Annotated in this window: 19 protein-coding genes; 12 read left to right on the top strand and 7 right to left on the bottom strand. The window is 72.4% G+C overall.

What is annotated here, in order from left to right; all coding sequences use genetic code 11:
- Positions 1 to 105: 105 nt before the first annotated feature.
- Positions 106 to 729 carry a hypothetical protein gene (locus tag AC1DZC_RS14940; RefSeq protein ID WP_477043820.1) on the bottom strand — a complete coding sequence of 208 codons (624 nt, stop codon included), beginning with the start codon at positions 727 to 729 and terminating at the stop codon, positions 106 to 108.
- Positions 730 to 1452: 723 nt separating this feature from the next.
- Here AC1DZC_RS14940 and AC1DZC_RS14935 point away from each other — a divergent pair.
- The 5 genes from AC1DZC_RS14935 (at position 1453) to AC1DZC_RS14915 (ending at position 6801) form a co-directional block, all read left to right on the top strand.
- Positions 1453 to 2643 (top strand): VOC family protein, encoded by a 1191-nt coding sequence (locus AC1DZC_RS14935; RefSeq protein WP_477043829.1) that lies wholly within the window; start codon positions 1453 to 1455, stop codon positions 2641 to 2643.
- A gap of 210 nt (positions 2644 to 2853) precedes the next feature.
- Complete coding sequence (locus AC1DZC_RS14930) at positions 2854 to 3060, top strand: hypothetical protein (RefSeq protein WP_477043819.1); 207 nt, start codon at positions 2854 to 2856, stop codon at positions 3058 to 3060.
- Between the two features lie 333 nt (positions 3061 to 3393).
- Complete coding sequence (locus AC1DZC_RS14925) at positions 3394 to 5544, top strand: DEAD/DEAH box helicase (protein WP_477043818.1); 2151 nt, start codon at positions 3394 to 3396, stop codon at positions 5542 to 5544.
- A gap of 97 nt (positions 5545 to 5641) precedes the next feature.
- Positions 5642 to 6106 carry a hypothetical protein gene (locus AC1DZC_RS14920; RefSeq protein WP_477043817.1) on the top strand — a complete coding sequence of 155 codons (465 nt, stop codon included), beginning with the start codon at positions 5642 to 5644 and terminating at the stop codon, positions 6104 to 6106.
- Between the two features lie 74 nt (positions 6107 to 6180).
- Complete coding sequence (locus AC1DZC_RS14915) at positions 6181 to 6801, top strand: hypothetical protein (protein WP_477043816.1); 621 nt, start codon at positions 6181 to 6183, stop codon at positions 6799 to 6801.
- 52 nt (positions 6802 to 6853) lie between these two features.
- Here AC1DZC_RS14915 and AC1DZC_RS14910 read toward each other — a convergent pair whose 3' ends face one another.
- Positions 6854 to 7516 carry a DUF4097 family beta strand repeat-containing protein gene (locus AC1DZC_RS14910; protein WP_477043815.1) on the bottom strand — a complete coding sequence of 221 codons (663 nt, stop codon included), beginning with the start codon at positions 7514 to 7516 and terminating at the stop codon, positions 6854 to 6856.
- 219 nt (positions 7517 to 7735) lie between these two features.
- Here AC1DZC_RS14910 and AC1DZC_RS14905 point away from each other — a divergent pair, with 219 nt between their 5' ends.
- From AC1DZC_RS14905 to AC1DZC_RS14885, 5 genes are all read left to right on the top strand, one after another.
- Positions 7736 to 8458 (top strand): GbsR/MarR family transcriptional regulator, encoded by a 723-nt coding sequence (locus AC1DZC_RS14905; RefSeq protein WP_477043814.1) that lies wholly within the window; start codon positions 7736 to 7738, stop codon positions 8456 to 8458.
- 51 nt (positions 8459 to 8509) lie between these two features.
- The gene (locus AC1DZC_RS14900) at positions 8510 to 9298 is read left to right on the top strand and encodes a DinB family protein (protein WP_477043813.1); all 789 of its coding nucleotides are present in this window, start codon (positions 8510 to 8512) and stop codon (positions 9296 to 9298) included.
- Positions 9299 to 9567: 269 nt separating this feature from the next.
- Complete coding sequence (locus AC1DZC_RS14895) at positions 9568 to 10989, top strand: M15 family metallopeptidase (RefSeq protein ID WP_477043812.1); 1422 nt, start codon at positions 9568 to 9570, stop codon at positions 10987 to 10989.
- 72 nt (positions 10990 to 11061) lie between these two features.
- A complete protein-coding gene (locus AC1DZC_RS14890; RefSeq protein ID WP_477043811.1) occupies positions 11062 to 13593 on the top strand; it encodes a glycoside hydrolase family 5 protein in 2532 nt (843 codons plus the stop codon).
- Between the two features lie 53 nt (positions 13594 to 13646).
- Complete coding sequence (locus AC1DZC_RS14885) at positions 13647 to 14420, top strand: SDR family oxidoreductase (protein ID WP_477043810.1); 774 nt, start codon at positions 13647 to 13649, stop codon at positions 14418 to 14420.
- A 9-nt stretch (positions 14421 to 14429) separates the two neighbouring features.
- Here AC1DZC_RS14885 and AC1DZC_RS14880 read toward each other — a convergent pair whose 3' ends face one another.
- Positions 14430 to 15197 (bottom strand): class I SAM-dependent methyltransferase, encoded by a 768-nt coding sequence (locus AC1DZC_RS14880; protein WP_477043809.1) that lies wholly within the window; start codon positions 15195 to 15197, stop codon positions 14430 to 14432.
- A 22-nt stretch (positions 15198 to 15219) separates the two neighbouring features.
- Positions 15220 to 15996 (bottom strand): SDR family NAD(P)-dependent oxidoreductase, encoded by a 777-nt coding sequence (locus AC1DZC_RS14875; protein WP_477043808.1) that lies wholly within the window; start codon positions 15994 to 15996, stop codon positions 15220 to 15222.
- 144 nt (positions 15997 to 16140) lie between these two features.
- On the opposite strand from AC1DZC_RS14875, the gene AC1DZC_RS14870 reads away from it, so the two are divergent.
- The gene (locus AC1DZC_RS14870; protein WP_477043807.1) at positions 16141 to 17115 is read left to right on the top strand and encodes a sigma-70 family RNA polymerase sigma factor; all 975 of its coding nucleotides are present in this window, start codon (positions 16141 to 16143) and stop codon (positions 17113 to 17115) included.
- A 60-nt stretch (positions 17116 to 17175) separates the two neighbouring features.
- Here the strand turns inward: AC1DZC_RS14870 and AC1DZC_RS14865 are convergent, their stop codons facing one another.
- On the bottom strand, positions 17176 to 17841 hold the full coding sequence (locus AC1DZC_RS14865; protein ID WP_477043806.1) for a class F sortase: 666 nt from the start codon (positions 17839 to 17841) through the stop codon (positions 17176 to 17178).
- Complete coding sequence (locus AC1DZC_RS14860; protein ID WP_477043805.1) at positions 17841 to 18605, bottom strand: hypothetical protein; 765 nt, start codon at positions 18603 to 18605, stop codon at positions 17841 to 17843. Before AC1DZC_RS14860 ends, AC1DZC_RS14865 begins: the two co-directional genes overlap by 1 nt.
- A 144-nt stretch (positions 18606 to 18749) precedes the next feature.
- Between AC1DZC_RS14860 and AC1DZC_RS14855 the strand changes: the two genes are divergently transcribed.
- Positions 18750 to 20834, top strand: coding sequence for a RecQ family ATP-dependent DNA helicase (locus AC1DZC_RS14855; protein ID WP_477043804.1), 2085 nt, complete (start codon positions 18750 to 18752; stop codon positions 20832 to 20834).
- An 80-nt stretch (positions 20835 to 20914) separates the two neighbouring features.
- Here the strand turns inward: AC1DZC_RS14855 and AC1DZC_RS14850 are convergent, their stop codons facing one another.
- Positions 20915 to 21217 (bottom strand): DUF427 domain-containing protein, encoded by a 303-nt coding sequence (locus AC1DZC_RS14850; protein ID WP_477039807.1) that lies wholly within the window; start codon positions 21215 to 21217, stop codon positions 20915 to 20917.
- Positions 21218 to 21276 lie beyond the last annotated feature (59 nt).

Below are 21276 nucleotides of genomic sequence, written 5' to 3'. Positions count from 1 at the left end.
TCACTGGGCGTTCGGCGACAGTCGTCGGCGTGCCGCAGTTATCTCACCGCAACCGTATAGGGGGAACCATGACTCCGTCGCAGGGTCAAGTGGTCCCGTCGCGCTTCACCGTCGGAAGTACCCGTGCGAACTAGCCGCCGGACGGTACATCGAGCGGCGGCGGCTGAATGGCCGGATACGCCTGACCAGGCTCGTTCGGCCGCAAGACCTCAACCGTCTCGACCGCAGTTCAAAATGCTTCGGCATCCACGGTGAGAGGCGACCTGTCAGCGCCGAGACCGGGTCGGCGACGGTGAGCACCAGGTCTCCGGGCGGCGGTGCTGGTGTGAACCACTGGGTGGTCGACCACTCGCCGCCACGGCCAGTACCACTCAAGGAGGTGAGCACCAGCTCGCTTGCCGCCGGCCAGTTCTTCAAGCTGTAGCGCCGCCCGGCGACGACGGCGGTACGTCCATCGGCGAATCCCACTCGGGGGAGCAGTCCCGCGTCGACTGTCGGGTGCTTGCGATCGCCGAGGTCGGGATCGATGCGACACCGGTCGGCCAATTCGATCTGGAGCCCGATCGTGTAGCGAGCAAGGCCGACGAGGAGGACTCCCGCGTCTGCGGAGCGCCCGATGGCTCCGCTCACGCTGACAGAGGTGCGTGCCTCGTTGTCGGGCGGTCTGAACTGGATTCGTCCCTGGGCGACGTCGTCCGCGTCGCCGGAGAGGGGCAGAGCCGAGGTCATGAGCCCGACCCTCGTCCGCATCCCGTCAGTTGGTCAAAGGCTTTCGTCGTGTCCACTGGTCCGCCGGCAAACTGGGTCGGCCTCTCCTGGGCGAGCGGACCCCAGTCGCGTCCCGAGCCGTCCCCGCCCGCGTGAAGCATGTTCTACCTATATCGTCCGTGCGCATGCGAACGAACCCGCTGGTAGCCGCGTTGGCCAGCGCCGCACTCACGCTCGCGTTTGCAGCGGGGTGTGCTGCCACGGCCGAGTCAAGAGACTCGACCCCGGCGACCACCGCGTCGACATCTGAATGCACCGAAATGCCACACCGTCCCGTCAGCGCTGACGAGGCAGCGTTGTGCGTCTACCAGGCGTGGGTCTCCAGCGACGACGACTTGGTGGTCGCCTACGGTGATCCGGGCGTCACAGATCCACTCCCGACCGCCATGGCCGATCCGCAAATGACGTCGGAAGGGTGCTCGGCTCCCGCTGGAGCGGGCGAGGACGTCGTGTGCACGTGGTCTGGCGAGTTCCAGGACGGCCGAGTGGMGGTTCGCATGCAGGTCACTGGAAATGCCTCGGACGGCTACCGAGTCACCAAGATCGACGTCGAGCACTGACCCTGCCCGAAGCTCGCGCAACTGGCCACGTTGGTCTCACCCACTAGGGCTGCGGGGCGGGGGATGCCGGAGCCTGACTTGATCCGGACGGTGATCGTCCGGAATGAGATCTACGGTGAACGGCATGGCCGACAACGGAACGGACTGGCGGGCGCTCGACGGCATTGCGACGGCGTGGTTCGACGCACMCTCGCTCATCGAGGGGGCCGCGCTGGCCGGACGCATCGTGCAGACGTCGGGAGCGGCCCTGGTCGACCTGCGCGCGACGGGCCTTCGGGTGCGACTCGCCTCGGACGAGCACGCCGAGGCGGTGTCGGCGGCCGCGCGGGACCTCGGCTTGGCCGCGAACCTCGCCGCGCTGCAGCATCTGAGCGTCGTCTTCGAGTCCGCGAACCCGTCCGCCGTGAGGCCGTTCTGGCAGCGCGCGCTCGGCTATGCGCCTGATGAGGACGGCGGTCTGGCGGACACCTTGCGGCGCGACCCCACGATCCGGATGCGGCAGTCGACCGAGCCTCGACCGCTGCGCAACCGCATCCACGTCGACGTGGTGCGGCCGGCCGCTGGGGTCGAGGAGGCGGGTCTTGGTGAGGCTTACGGAGTGTTCGGGGTCTGTCACGCCGATCCCGACGGGAACGAGGTCGACCTGGTGCCGGGCGAAGAGCTCAGCGAGAAGGTCGGGACGGCCGACTGGCAGGCGGTGTTCAGTGCGATGGCGTGCTACCGCGTCACCTCGACGGCGCAGCAGAGTGACCTGGCCGCCGCAGCAGCACAGCTCGCCGCCCACGCGGGCTTCCCGCTGCTGATCGACCTGCGCCCTGGGCTCGTGATCCTCGACAGCGGCAAGGACCAGTGGGAGGGCGACGCCCACCGCCTCGAGCTCGACTTCACCGACCTCGCCGAGAGCATCCAGACCGCTGCCCGCGAGCTCGGGGCCACGGCCGACCCGGAACTGCCGCGCTTCGTTCAACTCTTCCTCGATGCCGCCGACGTCTCTGCCGTCCGCGCGTTCTGGATCGCCGCACTCGGGTACACCACGGACCGGCGAGCCGAGCAGAGCGACATCATCGATCCGCGGCGGCTGAACCCGGTGCTGCTGTTCCAGGAGCTCGACGCCTCCGAGACGGAGCGGCGCCGGCAGCGCAACCGCATCTCCGTAGAACTGGCGGTGCCGTCGGACCTCGCGCAGGAGCGCCTCGCCACGATCGTCGCAGCCGGTGGACGGCTTCTTGACGAGTCGCAGGGTCGCTGGCGGATCGCCGACCCCGAAGGCAACGAATTGGTGCTTGTCCGCGGGGATGAACCCGCGTTCGGCTGACAACGCATTGCGGCTTGTCGACCCCGAAAGTGCCTCCCACTCTCCGTTGCGCCGTTCGGGGGGGGAGCCCAACCCGAGGCCAGATCGCTCCTCTACAGTTCCCGCGGGCGACACCCACGGCGGACGAGAGAGTGTGTTGTGAGCACCGAGACGAGTTAGCCGAGCGAAGGCTGGCTGAGCCGTCTCCGGATTCCGTCGGTTCTGGCCCTGATGGTCGTCGGGGTCGCCCTGGCACTGGACTACGTCGTGTCGCTGCCGACGAGCCTGGTCGCCGCCGCGCTCGCAGTCGGTGCGGTGAGCATTGCGGCCTTCTTCGCTGGGGTGTGGAGCTACGGCCGGGCAACGGGCGTCGGCTGGTTCCGGGCCGCCGGCCGCGCGATCTGGGCCACGATCCGCCTCGTCGTCGATCTGCTCTGAAGAGTCTCCGAGCAGTTCCGGCGGCGCCTTCGCACTCGGTGAGTGATTTCTCCGCCCAGCGGTAGGCTCCAGGTGCGTCGGTGATCAGGCCGGCGACGACATGCCCCGCCGCGGTTCATCGAGACTCGCCGGGGCGTGTCACCATCGGCGTGAGCAGGGCCGCACGACGACGCATGCGGGGACGCTGTGCCGTGACCGGTGCCCCGTCGAAGCGCCCAGGTTCGGTGGCGTGCGGCACGGGTGGGGAGACCTGGGTCGGAGCGGCTCGGGCGCGCGCCCAGGCTCGGCGCGCTGTGCTGCGGTCGCGGGTGCGGACGCTGCGAAGGAGGAGATGTGGCACGAGGCGGTCAACGCGGGTCCGGGCGTGCGCGCACGGACTCCGGGGCCCAGCGTCGCCCGGCCCCGCGGCCCACCGAGCAGGGGATCATCCCCGTGCTCGCCGAGGTCGCGCGMGAGGTCGACCGCGCGGTGCAGCGGCCGCCGACGCGCCCGGCCGTCCGCACGAAGTTCCAGGTCGTGGCCCTGCTCGTGCGTGAGGAGCGGGCCCGCGTCATGACGGACGGGAGCCTGTCCTCGTCGCGACGCACCGAACAGCTCAAGCGGCTCGACGGGGTGGCGACGATGCTCGCCCGGATCGCGGCCCGGGACACCTCGCTGCTCCAGCTGCTGGCCGACGACGCCCGGGTCTCCGACGCGGCGCGCGCCTACAAGGCGTCGCTCATGACCGCGGGCGGGCTCGAGCCGCCGGAGGAGCCCGAGCCGGCCGCCGTGCCGGTCACGCCGACGCTGGCCTCTCCGACGCAGGTCATTCCCCGGTCGGTGATCTCGCGCCAGCTGGCGAACCCGTTCCTGGCGCCGGACTTCGAGGCCGCGGCAGAGCGGTCCGCGACGAAGGCGCGCCGGCTGGCCGGCTGGGAGCTGCTCGAACCGCTCTTCAGCTCCTTCGAGCGGGCCGCCACCGGCGCACCGGCCTGCATGACGCTGCCCGAGCCCCGCCGGGTGCCCACTCCGCCCGGCCGGGAGCTCATGCCGCACCAGGCCCAGGTCGTCGCGGCGACGGTCGGCGGGCATCGCACCTTCCTGCTCGCCGACGAGCCCGGGCTCGGCAAGACCGCGCAGGCGCTGCTCGCCGCGCAGGCCGCCGACGCCTACCCGCTGCTCGTCGTCGTGCCGAACGTGGTCAAGACGAACTGGGCGCACGAGGTCGGGCTGTGGACGCCGTTCCGCACGGCCACTGTGGTCCACGGCGATGGCGAGCAGGTGGACGCCTTCGCTGACGTCGTGATCGTGAACTACGAGATCCTCGACCGGCACGTCGGCTGGCTGGGCACCCTCGGGTTCCGCGGGATGGTCGTCGACGAGGCGCACTTCATCAAGAACAAGACGTCCCAGCGCTCGCAGCACGTGCTCGCCCTGTCGGAGCGGATCCGGGCGCGCGCGGCCCGGCCGCTGCTGATGGCGCTCACCGGGACCCCGCTCATCAACGACATCGAGGACTTCCGCGCGATCTGGCAGTTCCTGGGCTGGATCGACGACACCAAGCCGCTGGGCCCGCTCATGGCCGCCCTCGAGGAGACCGGCCTGACCCCGGCCGACCCCGGGTTCTACACCGCCGCGCGAGCGAGCGTCATCGACATGGGCATCGTGCGTCGTCGGAAGGTGGACGTCGTTGCCGACATCCCCGCCCGGCGCGTGGCGGACCTGCCGGTCGAGCTGGACGGCGCGGTCGGCCGCTCGATCCGCGCCGCCGAGGCCGCGCTCGCCGCCCGGATGGTCGCGCGCTACCGGTCCGCCGTGGAGGCGCGCGCCGCCGAGGGCGTGGCCGACGGGATCGACGCCGAGCTCGTCCGGCGGGTCGCGGCGGGGGAGCTCAAGGACTCGAGCTCGAAGGCCACCGGCGAGAACGTGTTCACGATGGTTCGCCGGATCGGCCAGGCCAAGGCCGGGCTGGCTGCCGACTACGCCGCGCAGCTGGCCCGCAACGTCGGCAAGGTCGTGTTCTTCGCGCGGCACGTCGATGTGATGGACCAGGCCGAGCAGACCTTCGCCGACCGCGGCATCAAGTTCGCCTCGATCCGCGGCGACCAGACGACCAGGACGCGCAACAAGAACATCGCCTCGTTCACCGACGACCCGGAGGTGCAGATCGCGGTGTGCTCCCTGATGGCCGCCGGCGTGGGGATCAACCTCCAGGTCGCGTCCAACCTGGTGCTGGCCGAGCTGTCCTGGACCGACGCCGAGCAGACCCAGGCCATCGACCGCATCCACCGGATCGGCCAGGACCAGCCCGTCACCGCGTGGCGCATCATCGCCGCGCAGACCATCGACGCCAAGATCGCCGAGCTGATCGACAGCAAGTCGGCGCTGGCCGCCCGGGCGCTCGACGGGCTCGGGGACGAGGACGCCTCGTCGTCGACGGACGTGCAGCTCGAGACCCTGGTCGGGCTCCTCACCGACGCGCTCGTCGCCGAGGGCGTGGGCTGAGCCTCGACGACGTGCGCGCGGTCGGGTGAATGCCGCCTGGACCTCGCACCTCGGGGCGACGGTTCTGCCAGCCTTCTCGCACCGAGAGGGGGTCGACGTGACGCGCACGCGCAACGGTTGGGGGCTCAACACCCCCTGGTACACGGATTGGGTCGTCTGGGTGACGGCGGTCGTGGTGCCGCTGAGATCGATCCAGGGCGTGTCGCAGCTGTCCGAGAACGACCCGCTCTCGTACGCCTTCGACTTCCTGATCTTCTTCGTCGTCGGCCTGGTGTTCGTCGGGCTGCCGCTCCTGGTCGTTCGCGGCCTCGTCCGCAGGCTCGCGCACATCGAGCCCGGCCCCATCGGCAGCGCCAGGGCGGCCACGCTCGTCGTCCCCATCAGCCCGACGGCCTCGGTGACGTTCACCCGCACGGCCGGTGGCCGAGTCGTCGTCGCGCTCAGGGGAGTGCCCGACGAGCGTCGCGACGAGGCCCTCGCGGTGGCGCGCCGGCATGCCGAGGCGCGGGGCTTCCTGGTGCCCCAGGGGCGCACCAGCAACATCGGGGCACGCACGCTCTAGCGCTGCGGCGGCGTCGGACCGGTCGGTCGCCCTCGCGGAGCGCACGCGAGCCGCCTACCTCGATAACCTCGATCATGAACTGGCTCGAGGTTGTCGGATGGGCCGGGTCGGCCCTCATCATCGTGTCCCTCGCGCAGGCGCGCGTGCTGCGGTTCCGGGTGCTGAACCTGGTGGGCGCGCTGCTGGCCACGGTCTACAACTCGGTCATCGGGATCTGGCCGTTCGCGGCGATGAACGCGGTGATCGTCGTCATCGACGTGCACTGGCTGGTCAGGCTGCAGCGCGAGCGTCACGACGAGTCGGTCTACTCGGTGGTGGAGGTGGACGGCCACGACGCCTACCTGCAGCACGTGCTGCACGTGCACCAGGAGGACATCGCCAAGTTCCAGCCATCGTTCGCGCCGGACGACGGCGGCGCGGCGTTCCTCGTGCAGCGCGGGGACGAGACCGTCGGGGTCGTCGTCGTGCGCGATGCGGGCGGCGGGGTCGGTCGCGTCGAGCTCGACTACGTGACACCGCGGTTCCGCGACTTCACGCCGGGCGAGTTCGTGTACCGGCACAGCGGCGTGTTCGCCGCGCACGGCCTGCGGTCGCTCGTCGTCGACGCCCTGCCGCAGAACCGTGAGTACCTCGAGCGCGTCGGCTTCCGTCCCGGGCCTACGGGCTGGACCCGTGAGGTGGACGTCGCGGCATAGAAAAGGTCCGCCCGCCGCGTCGAGACGACGCGGCGGGCGGACCGGTGTGCGGTCAGTTGCTGCTGGCCGCGATGTCGCCGTAGGCCGTCGTCGCGCGGATCGCCAGCTCGGCGTCGCCCGTGTTCTTCAGCGAGTTCTGGATCCGGCCGTAGGACGTGCCGGCGTCCAGGGAGGCGGAGACACCCGCGGCGGCGCCGACCGTGACGTCGCCGGCCTGGGTGCTCAGGACGACCGTGCCGCGGACGGCCTCGACGATCCTGATGGACCCCTTGCCGGTGCTGATGTTGGCGGGACCGCCGAGGCGGCCCACCGTCACGTCGCCGGTGAGGGTGGTCAGCTTCACGCTGGCCGCCTCGTCGAGCTTGACGACGCCCTCGGCGCCCTCGAACGTGACGTCGCCCAGGCGGCCGACGCCCCGCAGCTCGGCGCTCGCGGCCTTGGCCTCGACGCGGGAGCCGGCGGGCAGCTGGACCGTCACCTCGAGGTAGCCGGAGCTGCCGAGGATCTGGTGCGGGGCGACGGACTCGACCCGCAGGACGCCGTCGGCGAACGACACGGTGGTCTGCTCGGCGACCTTGACGTCGCGGCTCTTCGAGGAGTCCGCGGGGAGGACCTCGACCGCGGTGTCCGAGCGATCGGCGGCGATGATCTGGACGCGGCCCGCGGGGATGTCGAGGACGGCGGAGATCGGGGTGGGGGTGGCGAAGGTCTGCATCGGTCTCAACTCCTGGCTCGTAGTTTCTGACATCGCAAACGCTACGTTGCGTTCGCGAAGTGGGCAACAGTGGTTCTGCAATGAAGATGCATACATGCAGTTCAGATGGCAGAAATCGTTGCAACAAGAGTGAAGCTAACGCAACAGGGCCGCGGCCTAGCGTTGCAATGACAAGGAGTGAACGCTAGCCTGGCGGCACGTCGAGAGCAGGAGGTCGCGATGCCTGGAGGCAGGCTCACCCAGCAGGAGCGCCAGCAGATCGCCGTCGGCCTGGGCGACGGTCTCGCGTACGCGGCGATCGCCCGGCGTCTCGACCGTCCCACCTCGACGATCACCCGCGAGGTGATGCGCAACGGCGGCCCGACGGCCTACCGCGCCGACCTCGCCCACCGCGCCACCGAGCGTCGCGCCCAGCGGCGCACGCCGGCGGCTCCGCGTGCGCCGCGGCAGGGGCAAGGACGTGACGCCGACGCCGTGCGCGAGTACGAGGAGACGTTCACGGCCCTGCTCATGCAGTCCGGCGTGCCCAAGATGATGGCTCGGGTGCTGACCTGCCTCTACACCTCGGACACGGGCAGCCTCACGGCCTCGGACCTCGTCGCGCGGCTCGACGTCAGCCCCGCGTCGGTCTCCAAGGCGATCACGTACCTCGAGATCCAGGGCCTCGCCCGCCGCGAGCGCGACGGAACCCGGCGCGAGCGGTACGTGGTCGACGACGACGTCTGGTACCAGTCGATGATCGCCGCGGCCCGGTCCAACGCGCTGCTCGCCGAGACCGCCCGGCAGGGGGTCGCGGTCCTCGGCCCGGGAACCCCGGCCGCCGTGCGGCTCGAGAACATCGCACGCTTCGTCGACTTCGTCGGGGAGAGCATCGCGCGCGCGGCCGAGCAGGCCCGCGAGCTCCTCTACACCAAGCCCGTGCCGATGTCGGACCCCCGGTAGACACTCTTCCCTGACGCCCGAACTGACCGGTCCGTTCGACGAGGAGAAGACATGGCCACCTTCGGTAGGACCGACGAGCTGCAGGGTGCACTGTTCCGGGGCGTGAACCTGCGGGGCGCGCGGTTCGTCGAGTCGGACCTGTCCGGCATCGTCATGCGCGGCATCGACATCGCCGACGCGGACATCGACGCACCGTGGATCACGGAGCCCGACGCCTCGTTCTGGATCAACGGCGTGGACGTCGCACCGTTCGTCGAGGCGGAGCTCAACAGCCGGTTCCCGGGTCGCGACGAGAGGCGTGCCGAGACCCCCGAGGGCCTGCGTCACGCCTGGGCGGCGATCGAGGGCCAGTGGGCGGCCACGCTCGACCGGGTCGCGACGACGCCCGAGGGGACCGTCGACGTGTCGGTCGGCGGCGAGTGGTCGTTCGCGCAGACGCTGCGTCACCTGGTGATGGCCACGGACATCTGGCTGGGCAAGGCGGTCCTCGAGCTCGAGCAGCCGTTCCACCCCATCGGCCAGCCGGACGCGTCGATGGACGACGAGGACACGTCGGCGTTCTCGGGGGATAAGCCCGCCTACGCCGAGGTGCTGGAGGTACGCGCCGGGCGGCAGGCGATGGTGCGCTACTTCATCGCCACGGTCACGCCCGAGGAGCTGGAGGCCGAGCGCAGGAACCCGCACGCCACTGAGTTCCCGGTGACCGTCCGGCACTGCCTGCACGTGATCCTCGAGGAGGAGTGGGAGCACCACCGGTTCGCCGTGCGTGACCTCGGCCTGATCGAGTCGCCGCCCGCGGACCCGTCCGAGGCTCGGGACGAGGCACTGCCCGAGGGGTGAAACAGCGGCGCCGATGACCCACCGTCAGCCAGGCGTTCAGGCGGCGGGTGCCCACGTCACACCCCCTGTTCGCCGTGGTGCAGGAGCCTGGTCGAGGTCGCTGCGGGCGGGCAGCGTCGTCGCAGAGCGGTCGACGTGCGGCCCCGGCGGTGAGATGGTCGGTTGACGGGATACGGCGGAGGGGCGCAGTGCCGGCACCACGATGGAGACACAGGGCGCGGCATCGTGCGCGCCCGATTCCCGCGAGGTGGCGCTCCCAGTCCCTCGCGGTGCTCTCATCGACGACCGTCCTGGCGGGTGTGCTGGCGGCCGTCTCGTTCGCGCCCGCCCCGTCGGTCGGGGTCGGACGGGCCGTCGAACCCGTCACCGCGAGCCTCCCGTCCACGCAGAAGGACGTCGCGCCGGAGCCGACGAGCACGGCGTACCGCGTGGCGCTGGCCCGGCTCGACCAGCGCGTGAAGGCGGTGGAGGCCGCGACGGTCACCCTCGTCGGAACCCCGCAGGCACCGGTCGAGCCCGCGCCGCCCGCGGAGCCGCGCCTGCCGGTCGAGACCGTCGAGGCGGTCGTGGACGCACCGGCGGTCACGGGGGCGGCGCTGACGGTCGAACAGCTCCGGCCCCGGGTGCTGGACGCGCGCCAGCAGGTCGCGGGCGGCGACCTCTCGTCCGCCGCGCGCGTGGTCAAGGGCGTCGAGACGGACGTGCTGCTGGTCGCCATCGACCTCGCGGACCAGTCGGCGCAGAGCGCGGCGCTGGCCCGTCTGCTCGTCACGACCGACCCGAACGTGGCGGCCCTCGACGCGGCGGTGGCGGCCACGCACGCGGCCGCGGACGACCGGGACGTCGTCGTCGCGGCCACATGGGCCGCGAAGGCCCGGGACGCGGTCGCAGGCATCACCCTCGCCGCCCAGCAGGCCAGCACGAGCGCGGACGAGACCGTGAAGGCGGCGATCCTGCGGGCGGAGCAGCAGGCCCGCTCGACGGACGGCTACACCAACGGGAACATCCCGCTCGAGGTGCTCTGCCCGGTCGACTTCGCACCCGAGCACCACCTGCGGTGCGACGCGGCCGAGGCGCTGAGCCGGATGAACGCGGCATACCGTCAGGCGTTCGGCCACGACATGGTGCTCACCGACTCCTACCGCAGCCTCGTCGACCAGGTCCTGACCAAGGCGGCGAAGGGCGGGCTCGCCGCCGCGCCCGGCACGTCGAACCACGGCTGGGGCCTGGCGATCGACCTCGGCGACGGCGTCGACAGCTATGGCTCGGCGCAGTACGCCTGGCTCAAGGTCAACGCGGCCCTCTTCGGCTGGCACCACCCCACGTACATGGACCAGGACGGCCGCGGACCGCACGAGCCGTGGCACTGGGAGTTCGGCACGACGGACGACCGCGGCGCCGGCACGTCGACACCGATCCTGCTGAACGGGCAGCCCAACGGGGCGACCCCGGTGGTACCCGTCCAGACGCCGGCCCCGGAGCCGACCGTCGAGCCCACGCCGAGCGCCACGCCCGATCCCACGCCGGCACCGAGCCCGTCGCCGACGACCGACCCGACGCCCACCCCGACCCCGAGCGAGTCGCCGACACCCACGGCGACGCCGACCCCGACGCCCACGCCGACGGAGTCGCCGACGCCGGACCCCACCGCGACCGAGCCCGCGGAACCGACGGCGACGCCGACCCCCTGACGTCGCCCGCCTGACGCAAACGGGTGATTTGGACGCTCGTTCAGGTCAATGCCGCTAGGCTCCGCTCTCACCATGGCCGATCTGACAGAGCCGTCCCAGGCCCGGGGGCGCACCGTGCTGCGCCGCCGCGACCTCCGCGCGTCCGCAGTCGCGGGTGGCGTCGTCCTCCTGCTCGTCGTCGCGTTCGCGCTGGTCGACCCGACGGGTCTGCTCGCGCCGGTCGGCGGGCACGGGATGCCCCCGATCCGCTTCGGCGGCGTGTACCAGTGGGCGCCGCTGCTGGTCGGGCTGCCCGTCCTGCTCATCGCGACGACCATCCCGGTGTACGCGGCCGGCCGGACCTCCGTGACCGCCCGCCGGCTGTTCGTCGTGACGTGGGCCGCGGTGACCGGCGCGGTCGCGCTGGCCGCTGCCGCCACCGGCATCGTCGCCGCGCTGCCGCTGGTCGGGCCGCACCTGAGCTTCGTCGCGGCGCTGAAGTTCGCCGTCGCGACGAGCGGGTTCGCCGGTCTCAAGGGGCTCGTCGTCGGACCGTTGGTCGCCCTCGCGGCGGCGCTCGCCTACGGCCGGCATCCGTCGGGCGAGCGGGGGAGGACTGAGTCGAGCGGGTTCGCGGTCGCCGTCATGCTCGTCGTGGTCGCGCTCGCCGCGGTGGGGAGCACGACGTGGCGCGGCGGACCCGTCGGCTACGCGTTCGCCGGGCCGCTGCTCGCCCCCACGAGTGCCGCGAGCGCGCTCGGCACGCTGGTCGGGATCCTGGTCTTCCTCGGCCTCTTCGCGCTGGCCGTCCGGTCGGGCGTGCGACAGCGTGCCGACGAGACCGCGCTCGCCGTCTGGCTGGCCGCGGTCGTCGCCGGCGTGGGTCTGGGCGTGCTCGGTGCCGTCGTCGCGGCGCTGACCGGCGGCCTCGAGAACGCCGGGCCGGACAGCTGGTGGATCGCGACCACGGTGATCGCGGTCGCCACCGGTATCGGGTACGGCGTCGGCGTCGGGCTGGTCGCCGCCCTCGCGACGGGCCTGACCTGGCGCTGGCGGGCGCGCGTCGTCCCCGTGCACGCGGGCTCGCGGCGGCGGGCGTGGATCGTCGTCGGGACCGCCGCGGTCCTTCTCGCCGTGCCGCTCGTGGTGCCGACGAACGCCCGGGGACCCGAGGCCGTGGCCCCGGTCGAGGCGAGCGGGGGGATGGAGCGGCTGCACCTGCTGCCCGCCCGCGAGGCGGGCGGCCTGCCGGTCATCGGCGACGTCACCGGGCGTCGGGTGATCCTGCGCGGCGTCAACGTGAACCAGCTGATCGACTACTACCTGCGCGACCCCGACGTCCCCGCGACGCAGCCGCCGACGGACGAGGACTTCGCGCAGATCGCCGCGATGGGCTTCAACGTGGTGCGCCTGGGCATGTCCTGGTCGCGGCTGGAGCCGACGAGGGGCGACTTTGACGAGGCCTACCTCGACGAGATCAAGAAGGCCGTCGCGGACGCCAAGGCGAACGGTCTGTACACCGTGCTCGACATGCACGAGGACGCCTGGGGCAACGCGCTGGCGCGCCCGGACGAGCAGTGCGACGGCGGGACCTCGCCGACGACGGGCTGGGACGGCGCCCCGGACTGGGCGACGATCACGGACGGTGCCCAGCACTGCCAGTTCATGGCCCGCGACCTCGCGCCGGCGGTCGCGACGGCGTACAGCAACTTCTACACGGACCGCGACGGCATCCAGACCGAGCTGCTCCGCACCTGGGCGACCGTGGCCGAGGCGTTCGCCGACGAGCCCGCCGTGGCCGGCTACGACCTGTTCAACGAGCCCGGCATCGGCGCGATCCCGCCGGTCACCTCGGGCCTGCTGCTCGGGCGGTACTACGACGCGGCGATCACGGCGATCCGCGAGGCGGAGACCGGTGGCTTCACGCACCTGGCGTTCTTCGAGCCGAGCGTGCTGTGGTCCGGGCTCGGCTTCGACGTCACGCCGCCGCCCGGCTTCACGTCGGACACCCAGCTCGTGTTCGCGCCGCACCCCTACAGCGAGTCGATCACGCTCGACCAGAGCCTCGGGCTGACGATCGCGTCGATCGAGCGGAACCTGGCCATGTCGGCGGAGGCCGCGAAGTCGTACGGCGCGGCGCTCTGGCTCGGCGAGTGGGGTTGGTTCGGCGACCCCGACGTCGACGGCGCGAAGGTGCAGCGGTTCGTCGCCGCGCAGGACCGGCTCGGCGTCGGCGGCGCGTTCTGGGTCTGGCGGCAGGGCTGCGGCTCGCCGGAGACCGGCGACGACGCGGAGAGCTCGGGCAACCTCGTCTCGGTCGACTGCGCCACCGGCGCCCTGACCCCGCCGCCGGCAGGCTTCGCCGAGCCGCTGAGCCGGGCCTACCCGCGCGCCTTCCCGGGGCGGCTGGACTCGCTGGTCTCCGGGGGTGCGGACCTGGAGTTCTCCGCGACGGTCGACGACCCCGACATCAACTGCGAGCTCGACATCTGGGTGCCGGGCGAGAACGAGCCCGTGCTGAGCACCACAGGCGTCACCGGCGCGGAGGCGGTCGAGGTGCCTGGTGGCTGGCAGGTCACCGGCTGCGCCGAGGGGAGCTACACCGTCACGGTAGAACGCGCCTGACGGACGCCGACGAGAGACGATGACGGTCCGTCTTCGGAGCAAAGGAGCTTGCGATGCGCACGGTCGTCGTCACGGGAGCTGCGTCCGGGATCGGCGGGGCCACCAAGGCCCTGCTCGAGTCCCGCGGGGACCGCGTGATCGGGGTGGACGTCCACGACAGCGACGTCGTCGCGGACCTCTCGACGACGGCTGGGCGGTCCGACCTCGTCGAGCGGGTCCGCGAGCTGAGCGGCGGCGGCGTCGACGCGATCGCGGCCATCGCGGGCGTCGCGGGCCAGACCGCGCAGGACGTCGCGGTCAACTACTTCGGTGCGATCGCCACGCTCGAGGGTCTGCGCCCGCTGCTCGCGGGCTCGTCGGCGCCGCGGGCCGTCGTCACCGCGTCGATGTCGAGCCTGCTGCCGCACGACGACGAGCTGGTCGACCTCTGCCTCGCGCACGACGAGGCGGGCGCCCGGGGACGCGCCGACAAGCTCGTCGAGTCGGGGCACCCCGGCAGGATCTACAGCAGCTCGAAGCGCGCCCTGGCCCGTTGGCTGCGCCGCACCGCCGCCACGGACGACTGGGCCGGCGCCGGCATCCCGCTCAACGCGATCGCGCCCGGGATCGTGAACACGCCGCTCATGGCCCCGATGCTCGCCACGGCCGAGCAGCGTGCGGGCATCGCCGCCCAGGTGCCCATGCCCCTGCACGGCTTCATGGAGCCGTCCGCACCCGCCGCCCTGCTCGCCTGGTTGGTCAGCGAGGAGAACACGCACCTGTGCGGCCAGGTCATCTTCATCGACGGCGGCTCGGACGTGACGATCCGCGGCGACTCCACCTGGTGAGCTCCGCGGTCACGTCCTGGTCGCCACCCAGAGCTCCTCGGCCGGCCACCGGCGGGCCCAGTCCGCCGACACGATCTCGTAGAACGCGTGGTCCGCGCCCTCCGGCGGCGCATAGATCTCGTGCATGGCCTCGACGACGAACCCCGCGGCGCGCAGCAGGCGGATCCAGTCGCCGTGCGACGGGTGGAACTCGACCCCGCCGCCGGGCCACGCCACCTCGTAGGCCTCGCGCTGGCCCCGCAGCAGGTGGTCGGTGGCCAACCCCTCCTCGGCGGGCACGCAGAGCGCCGACAGGTTGCTGTTGGTGAGGAACACCAGCCGCCCACCGGGGCGCAGCAGGCGGGCCGCCTCGGGCAACCAGCGCTCGGGGTCGCACCACGCGGCCGACCCGTGCTCGCTCACGACGAGGTCGGCGCACGCGTCGGCCAGGGGGACCTGCTGCGCGTCCCCCTGGACCAGCGCGAACGTCGGGCCGTGCTGCCGCTGCAGCCGGGCGGCGGTCGCGAGCTGCTCGAACGACAGGTCGACGGCGACCGGCCGGGCGCCGGCCCGCGCGAGCCAGGCCGAGAAGTAGGCCGTCCCGCTCGCCAGCTCCACGACGTCGAGACCGCGGAGGTCCCCGAGAACGCCGAGGGTGCGCTCGGGGACCGCGAACAGCCCCCAGACCACCTCGGTCCGCGCCCACAGCTCGTCGGCAGCCGCGTCGGTGAAGCGCTCGTTCATGATCGACCACAGCGCCCTGTTCAGCGCTGTCTCGGAGGCTCGGCCGTCGGACATGTGCCGACTCTAGGGGGCCTGATCAGTCGTCCAGGCTGCCCATGGTGAGGTTGACGGTGGTCCCCGTCATCCCGCTCGCCCGGTCCGACGCCATGAAGACCGCGACGTCGGCCACCTCCCGCAGCGTCATCACGCGCTTCGGGTGGGTCGTGCTGGCGAGGTACGCCTGGAACTGCTCCCACGTGAACCCGGCGCCCTTGAGCTCCCAGACGTCCCGCATCGACTCGCTCTCGGGGATGCCGTGCGGCCGCACGCCGACCACGCGCAGCCCGCGCGGCGCGAGCTCGGCGGACAGGCTCCGCGTGAGCGCCTCCTTGGCGGCGTGCGCCGGGCCGTACCCGCCGACGAGCACGCTGCCGGCCCGCGACGGGAGCGCCGTGACGGTCATGATCACGCCCGACCCGTTCGGCACCATCCGCCGGGCTGCCTGCTGCGCGGTCAGGAAGTACGACCGGGCGTAGCCGACGACGGGCGCCAGGAAGCTCTCGGAGTCGAGGTCGATCAGCGGTGTGCCGACGATGCCGTGGTCGTCCATGCCGACCGCGTTGAACGACACGTCGACGCGCCCCTCCGCGGCGACCACCCGGTCCAGGTGGTCCGCGATCGCGAGCTCGTCGAAGGCGTCGACCGCCGCGACGTCGGCGCCCCCCGGCAGGGACCGTGCGACCTCGTCGACGGGCCCCTCCTTGCGGCCCGTGAGGTACAGCCGAGCACCCTCCGCGGCCGCGGCACGCGCGATGGCGCCGCCGATCGCCCCGCCGGCGCCGTAGATCACCATGACCTTGTCCTCGAGCAGCATCTCGTGTCCTCCTTCGTCGGGGCCGCTGTGGGTGCGGCCGTCGAGGATGTAGAGGTCGCGTCGTCGGGAAACTGGTCTGTGCCGGACCGCCCAGTTCCGGGTGCGGTCGGCGTCCATAGATCGACGACGACGAGAGGAGGCGGCGTGGAGACGGATCTCCTGACCCGCGCGCGGGCGGGCGACGGCGAGGCGTTCCGCGAGCTGACCGGCCCGCACCGCACGGAGCTGCAGGTGCACTGCTACCGGATGCTCGGGTCGTTCCAGGACGCCGAGGACGCGCTGCAGGACACGCTGCTGGACGCGTGGCAGGGGCTCGCGGGGTTCGAGGGGCGGGCCTCGCTGCGCACCTGGCTCTACCGGATCGCGACCAACCGGTGCCTCAGCGCACGTCGCTCGGCGGGCCGGCGTCCGCCCGTCGACTGGAACGTCCCAGGCGTCGACCCACCCGAGCCGACCCGGCTGGGCGAGGTGGTCTGGCTCCAGCCGTACCCGGACGAGCTGCTCGACCCGCAGACCCGGTACGAGCGGACCGAGTCGATCTCGCTCGCGTTCGTCGCCGCCCTGCAGGTGCTGCCGCCGCGGCAGGTCGCCGTCGTGGTCCTGCGCGACGTGCTCGGTTTCCCCGCGTCCGAGGTGGCCGACATGCTCGACACGACCGTCTCCTCGGTGACCAGCGCGCTCAAGCGTGCGCGCTCCCGTCTCCCGGTCCTCTCGGCCTCGACGGCGCCCGTCGACGACGGGTTGGTGAAGCAGTTCGTCGCCGCCTACGAGGCCGCCGACCTCGACGCGGTCGTCGCGCTCCTGACCGACGACGTCTTCGTCTCCATGCCGCCGATGCCGTTCGAGTACCTCGGCCGCTCGTCGGCCGCCTCGTTCTGCGCGCGCATCTTCGGGGCGGGTCGCCGCTTCGACCTGGTGCCCACGCGAGCCAACGGTCAGCCCGCGTTCGGCACGTACCTGCGGGGGGTCGACGGCGTCCGCCACGGCGTCGGGCTGATCGTGCTGGAGGTCCGCGGCGACCGGATCAGCGCGATGACCCGCTTCGAGAGCACGGTCCTGCCGTGGTTCGGGCTGCCGCGGACGCTGCCTGCGCGGGGCGCCGAACCCTCAGCGCGCTGAGCCGTGCGCCCGGCCGAGCGCTTACGGCCGCGGTGGCGACGCTCTCGATGTGATGCGCCCTCAGGCCGTCAGGTGGCCGAACGCCACGATGTTGTCGACGTAGTGACCGGTGGCGTGGTCGAACGCGCCGCCGCAGGTGATCAGCCGGATCTCGGCGCGGTCGGTCGAGTTGCCGTAGACGAGCGACGTCGGGAAGTCGGCCTTGGCGTAGCTGGCGACGGTGTCGATGGTGAACCGCGCGACCGTGCCGTCGGCCCGGGTGACGTCCACCTCGGCGCCGGGGGTGAGCTCGCCCAGCCGGTAGAAGATCGCCGGCCCGCTCGGACCGTCGACGTGGCCCGCGATGACGGCGGGTCCGAGCTGGCCGGGGTTGGGGCCGCCTGTGTACCAGCCGGGCTGGGCGTAGTCGCTGGGCGGCGGCAGGACGCCGTCGGAGCCGACGCTCAGGGGCGCGAGCGTCGTCGCGTGGACGTCGATGCTGGGGATGTCGAGCGCGACGGGCTCGGACGCGGGCAGGACGGGCCCGAGGTCGGTGACCGGGAGGTCGGCTGTCGTCGTCCGAGAAGGTGCCGGTGTCGGCGTGGCGACGACCGCCGCCGTCGGCGGCTGCGGCGGACCGGGCTGGCCGTGCAGCCCGACGACGAGGGCGAGCACGCCCGCGACGGCCAGCACGGCGGCCGCCGCGGCGAGGATGCCGCGACGGCCGACGAACGTGCTGGCGGACATCAGACCTTGGCGCGCGCGCGACGAGCGGCGAACGCCCCGGTGCCGGCGGCGACCAGCAGCAGGCCGGCGCCGGTGTAGAGGTAGGCGACGCTGTTGTCGCCGCCGGACGCACCGCCGGCCCCCGTCGCCATCGAGCCGATCGGCGCGGCGGTCAGCACGCCGCAGAGGGCCGGGTCGGTGGCCTCGGTGGGCAGCGTGGCGTCGAGGTCGGACTTCGTGGCGCCGTCGTACGTGCCGTCGTGGTTGTGGTCGACGCCGTGGATGACGACCGCGGACTTGCCGTCGACGATCGCCTGGGCGACCTCCGGCGAGACGGTGATGCTGCCGCGCTGGTAGGCGATCTTGCCGCCCGGCGCGGTGTCGAACCGGTCGACGGCCAGGCCGCTCGCGGGGCTCGTGTCTCCGGTCTTGGTCAGGGAGACGACGATGTCGCCGTACGCCGGCCCGCCCTCGCTGGTGTTGAGCGTCCCGTCCTTGCTCGCGTCGTCGCTGGCGGCCGGGCACTCGTGGCGTGCCTCGGCGCCGAAGTGGATGTGCGCGGCGTGCGGTGCGTCGGGCAGCAGCCCGTTGGCGGCCATCGTCACGGTGATCGTCGTGCCGGTGACCTTCACCATCGCGGTCCCGCTCCCGGTGACCCCGTTCAGCGCGACCGGCGTGAGGTTGGCGTTCACGTCGCCGTCCGCCGCGAACGCCGTGGAGGTGCACAGGGGGATGAGCACCGCGGCGGCGAACGCGGCGGTGGCGAGCTTGAAGCTCGTGCGCATGATGTCTCCGAACCGGGCTCGTCGCGAACCCCTTGTCTCGTGTGCTTCGTGTCGGGGCTGGTTCGGGGCGGAGTCGATGCCGGATTGGTCCGGATCTGGGGACGACGTGATCGCGGTGTCCCCGGCGGCTGGCAGGGTGGGCGCGTGACGTCCTCCACGTACGACGATGCCCTGACGGTGCTGCGGCGCCTCGTCGGCAGTCCCGCTGCGGTGTTCCACGACGGGCAGTACGAGGCGATCGAGCAGCTCGTCGACGAGCACCGTCGGGCGCTCGTCGTGCAGCGGACGGGCTGGGGCAAGTCGGCGGTGTACTTCGTCGCGACGATGCTGCTGCGCGCGCGGGGCGCGGGTCCGACCGTTCTCGTCTCGCCGCTTCTGGCCCTGATGCGCGACCAGGTCGCGGCCGCCGAGCGGGCGGGGGTCCGGGCGGTCGCCATCAACTCGACCAACGCGCACGAGTGGTCCTCGTTGTTGGAGTCCCTGGCTGCCGACGACGTCGACGTGCTTCTCGTCTCGCCCGAGCGGCTCAACAACCCGTCGTTCCGCGAGACCCAGCTGCCCGCGCTCGTCGAGCGGCTCGGGATGCTGGTGGTCGACGAGGCGCACTGCATCAGCGACTGGGGCCACGACTTCCGCCCGGACTACCGCCGCCTGCGCGACCTGATCGCCGCCATCCCGCCGGACGTCCCCGTCCTGGCAACCACGGCCACGGCGAACGCGCGGGTCGTCGCCGACGTCGCCGAGCAGCTCGGGGGATCGTCGGTCCTGACCATCCGCGGACCGCTCGCGCGCTCGTCCCTGCGGCTCGGCGTCCTGCGCCTGCCCGACGCCAAGACCCGCCTCGGCTGGCTGCTCAGCCACCTGGCCGACCTGCCCGGCTCGGGGATCATCTACACGCTCACCGTGTCGGCAGCCGAGGACACCGCGCGCCTGCTGCGCGAGGCGGGGCACGCCGTCCGCGCCTACACGGGTCAGACGGATCCCGCGGAACGCGAGTCGTTGGAGGCTGCGCTCAAGGCCAACGAGGTCAAGGCCCTGGTAGCCACGAGTGCGCTCGGCATGGGCTTCGACAAGCCCGACCTCGGGTTCGTCCTGCACCTCGGCGCGCCGTCGTCGCCCGTCGCCTACTACCAGCAGGTCGGCCGCGCCGGCCGCGCCACCGCCTCCGCGGACGTGCTGCTGCTCCCCGGGCCCGAGGACCGCGACATCTGGCAGTACTTCGCGACCGCGTCGATGCCGTCGCAGGACCGGGCGTCACGCGTCCTGCGCGAGCTCGCCGACGGGTCGGTCCTGTCGACCCCCGCGCTGGAGGCGCTGGTCAACGTGCGTCGCACCCAGCTGGAGCTGCTGCTCAAGGTGCTCGACGTCGACGGGGCGGTGCGTCGCGTTCGCGGGGGCTGGGAGTCCACGGGCCGGCCGTGGACCTACGACGCGGAGCGCTACGAGCGGATCGCGGCCGCCCGCACCGCCGAGCAGGACCACATGGTCGAGTACGAGCGGACGACCGGCTGTCGCATGGAGTTCCTGCAGCGGTCCCTCGACGACGACACCGCCGTCCCGTGCGGCCGGTGCGACTCGTGCGCGGGCGCCTGGTACCCCGTGGACATCGTCTCGTCCGCCTCGGACTCCGCGGCGCGCGCCATCGACCGCGTCGGCGTCCCCATCGAGCCGCGCGCCCAGTGGCCGGTGGGCGTCGCCGACCGCCTCGGTGTCCGCGGCAACATCCCGGTGGGTGAGCGCGCGTCCGAGGGCCGAGCACTCGCCCGCCTGACCGACCTGGGCTGGGGCAACACGCTGCGGTCGGTGTTCGCGGCCGGTGCTCCCGATGCATCGGTCACCTCGGCCATGCTCGCCGGCTGCGTCCGCGTGCTCGCGCAGTGGGACTGGGAGGAGCGCCCGGCAACGGTGGTCGCCATGCCGTCCCGCCGCCGGCCCCTGCTCGTCGACTCCCTCGCCCGAGGCATCGCCGAGATCGGTCGCCTGCACTACGCCGGCGCGCTGTCCCTCGTCGACGGCGGCCCCACCGGCGACCCGGGCGGCAGCAGCGCGTTCCGCCTGGCCGCCGTCTGGCAACGGTTCGACGCCTCGGGCCTCACGCTGCCGCCCGGCCCGGTGCTGCTCGTCGACGACCTTGTCGACAGCCGCTGGACGATCACGGTGGCCGCCCGCGAGCTGCGCCTGGCGGGTGCACCGGCGGTCCTCCCGTTCGCCCTCGCCCTTCGCGGCTGACACGGACGGTCGACCGACCTCAGGACCGCGCCGGACCGTATCGATCCGGCTGGTAAGGGGGTCGTCGACTTTCGTCGGCGCTACTCGACGACCTTGACGTCCTTCCAGAACGCGACGTAGCCGGTGAAGTCCTGGCCGACGCGGTCGAAGGCGCTCGGGTACGGGTTGGGGTAGCGCCACGCGCGGTCCTGGAGCGCCGCGTTGTCGACCGTCACCGTCAGGTACTCGCACGCGCCCTTCCACGGGCAGGTGTACGGGGTCGGGCTGGTCGAGACGTACTCCTCGTTGACGCTCGACGGCGGGAAGTACCAGTTGCCCTCGATCTTGATCAGGTCTTCCACGGGTGCCTCGGCGATGACCGTCTCGCCCACGACTGCCTTCATGCGTCTCCCCATCGGATGCGGGTGCCGAGCGTCGGCACCGGAAGCCATGAGAAGCCCCG

Source organism: Cellulomonas sp. P2_B4 (assembly GCF_056404795.1).
This window is presented reverse-complemented; position numbering and strand designations above follow the sequence as displayed.

What these genes read in the sequence shown, in the direction of transcription:
- AC1DZC_RS14900 (WP_477043813.1), top strand. Translation starts at nt 8,510, where the DNA reads ATGGCCACCTTCGGTAGGACCGACGAGCTGCAGGGTGCACTGTTCCGG.
- AC1DZC_RS14850 (WP_477039807.1), bottom strand. Translation starts at nt 21,217, where the DNA reads ATGAAGGCAGTCGTGGGCGAGACGGTCATCGCCGAGGCACCCGTGGAA.
- AC1DZC_RS14880 (WP_477043809.1), bottom strand. Translation starts at nt 15,197, where the DNA reads ATGTCCGACGGCCGAGCCTCCGAGACAGCGCTGAACAGGGCGCTGTGG.
- AC1DZC_RS14875 (WP_477043808.1), bottom strand. Translation starts at nt 15,996, where the DNA reads ATGCTGCTCGAGGACAAGGTCATGGTGATCTACGGCGCCGGCGGGGCG.
- AC1DZC_RS14885 (WP_477043810.1), top strand. Translation starts at nt 13,647, where the DNA reads ATGCGCACGGTCGTCGTCACGGGAGCTGCGTCCGGGATCGGCGGGGCC.
- AC1DZC_RS14940 (WP_477043820.1), bottom strand. Translation starts at nt 729, where the DNA reads ATGACCTCGGCTCTGCCCCTCTCCGGCGACGCGGACGACGTCGCCCAG.
- AC1DZC_RS14910 (WP_477043815.1), bottom strand. Translation starts at nt 7,516, where the DNA reads ATGCAGACCTTCGCCACCCCCACCCCGATCTCCGCCGTCCTCGACATC.
- AC1DZC_RS14930 (WP_477043819.1), top strand. Translation starts at nt 2,854, where the DNA reads ATGGTCGTCGGGGTCGCCCTGGCACTGGACTACGTCGTGTCGCTGCCG.
- AC1DZC_RS14860 (WP_477043805.1), bottom strand. Translation starts at nt 18,605, where the DNA reads ATGCGCACGAGCTTCAAGCTCGCCACCGCCGCGTTCGCCGCCGCGGTG.
- AC1DZC_RS14915 (WP_477043816.1), top strand. Translation starts at nt 6,181, where the DNA reads ATGAACTGGCTCGAGGTTGTCGGATGGGCCGGGTCGGCCCTCATCATC.
- AC1DZC_RS14905 (WP_477043814.1), top strand. Translation starts at nt 7,736, where the DNA reads ATGCCTGGAGGCAGGCTCACCCAGCAGGAGCGCCAGCAGATCGCCGTC.
- AC1DZC_RS14865 (WP_477043806.1), bottom strand. Translation starts at nt 17,841, where the DNA reads ATGTCCGCCAGCACGTTCGTCGGCCGTCGCGGCATCCTCGCCGCGGCG.
- AC1DZC_RS14890 (WP_477043811.1), top strand. Translation starts at nt 11,062, where the DNA reads ATGGCCGATCTGACAGAGCCGTCCCAGGCCCGGGGGCGCACCGTGCTG.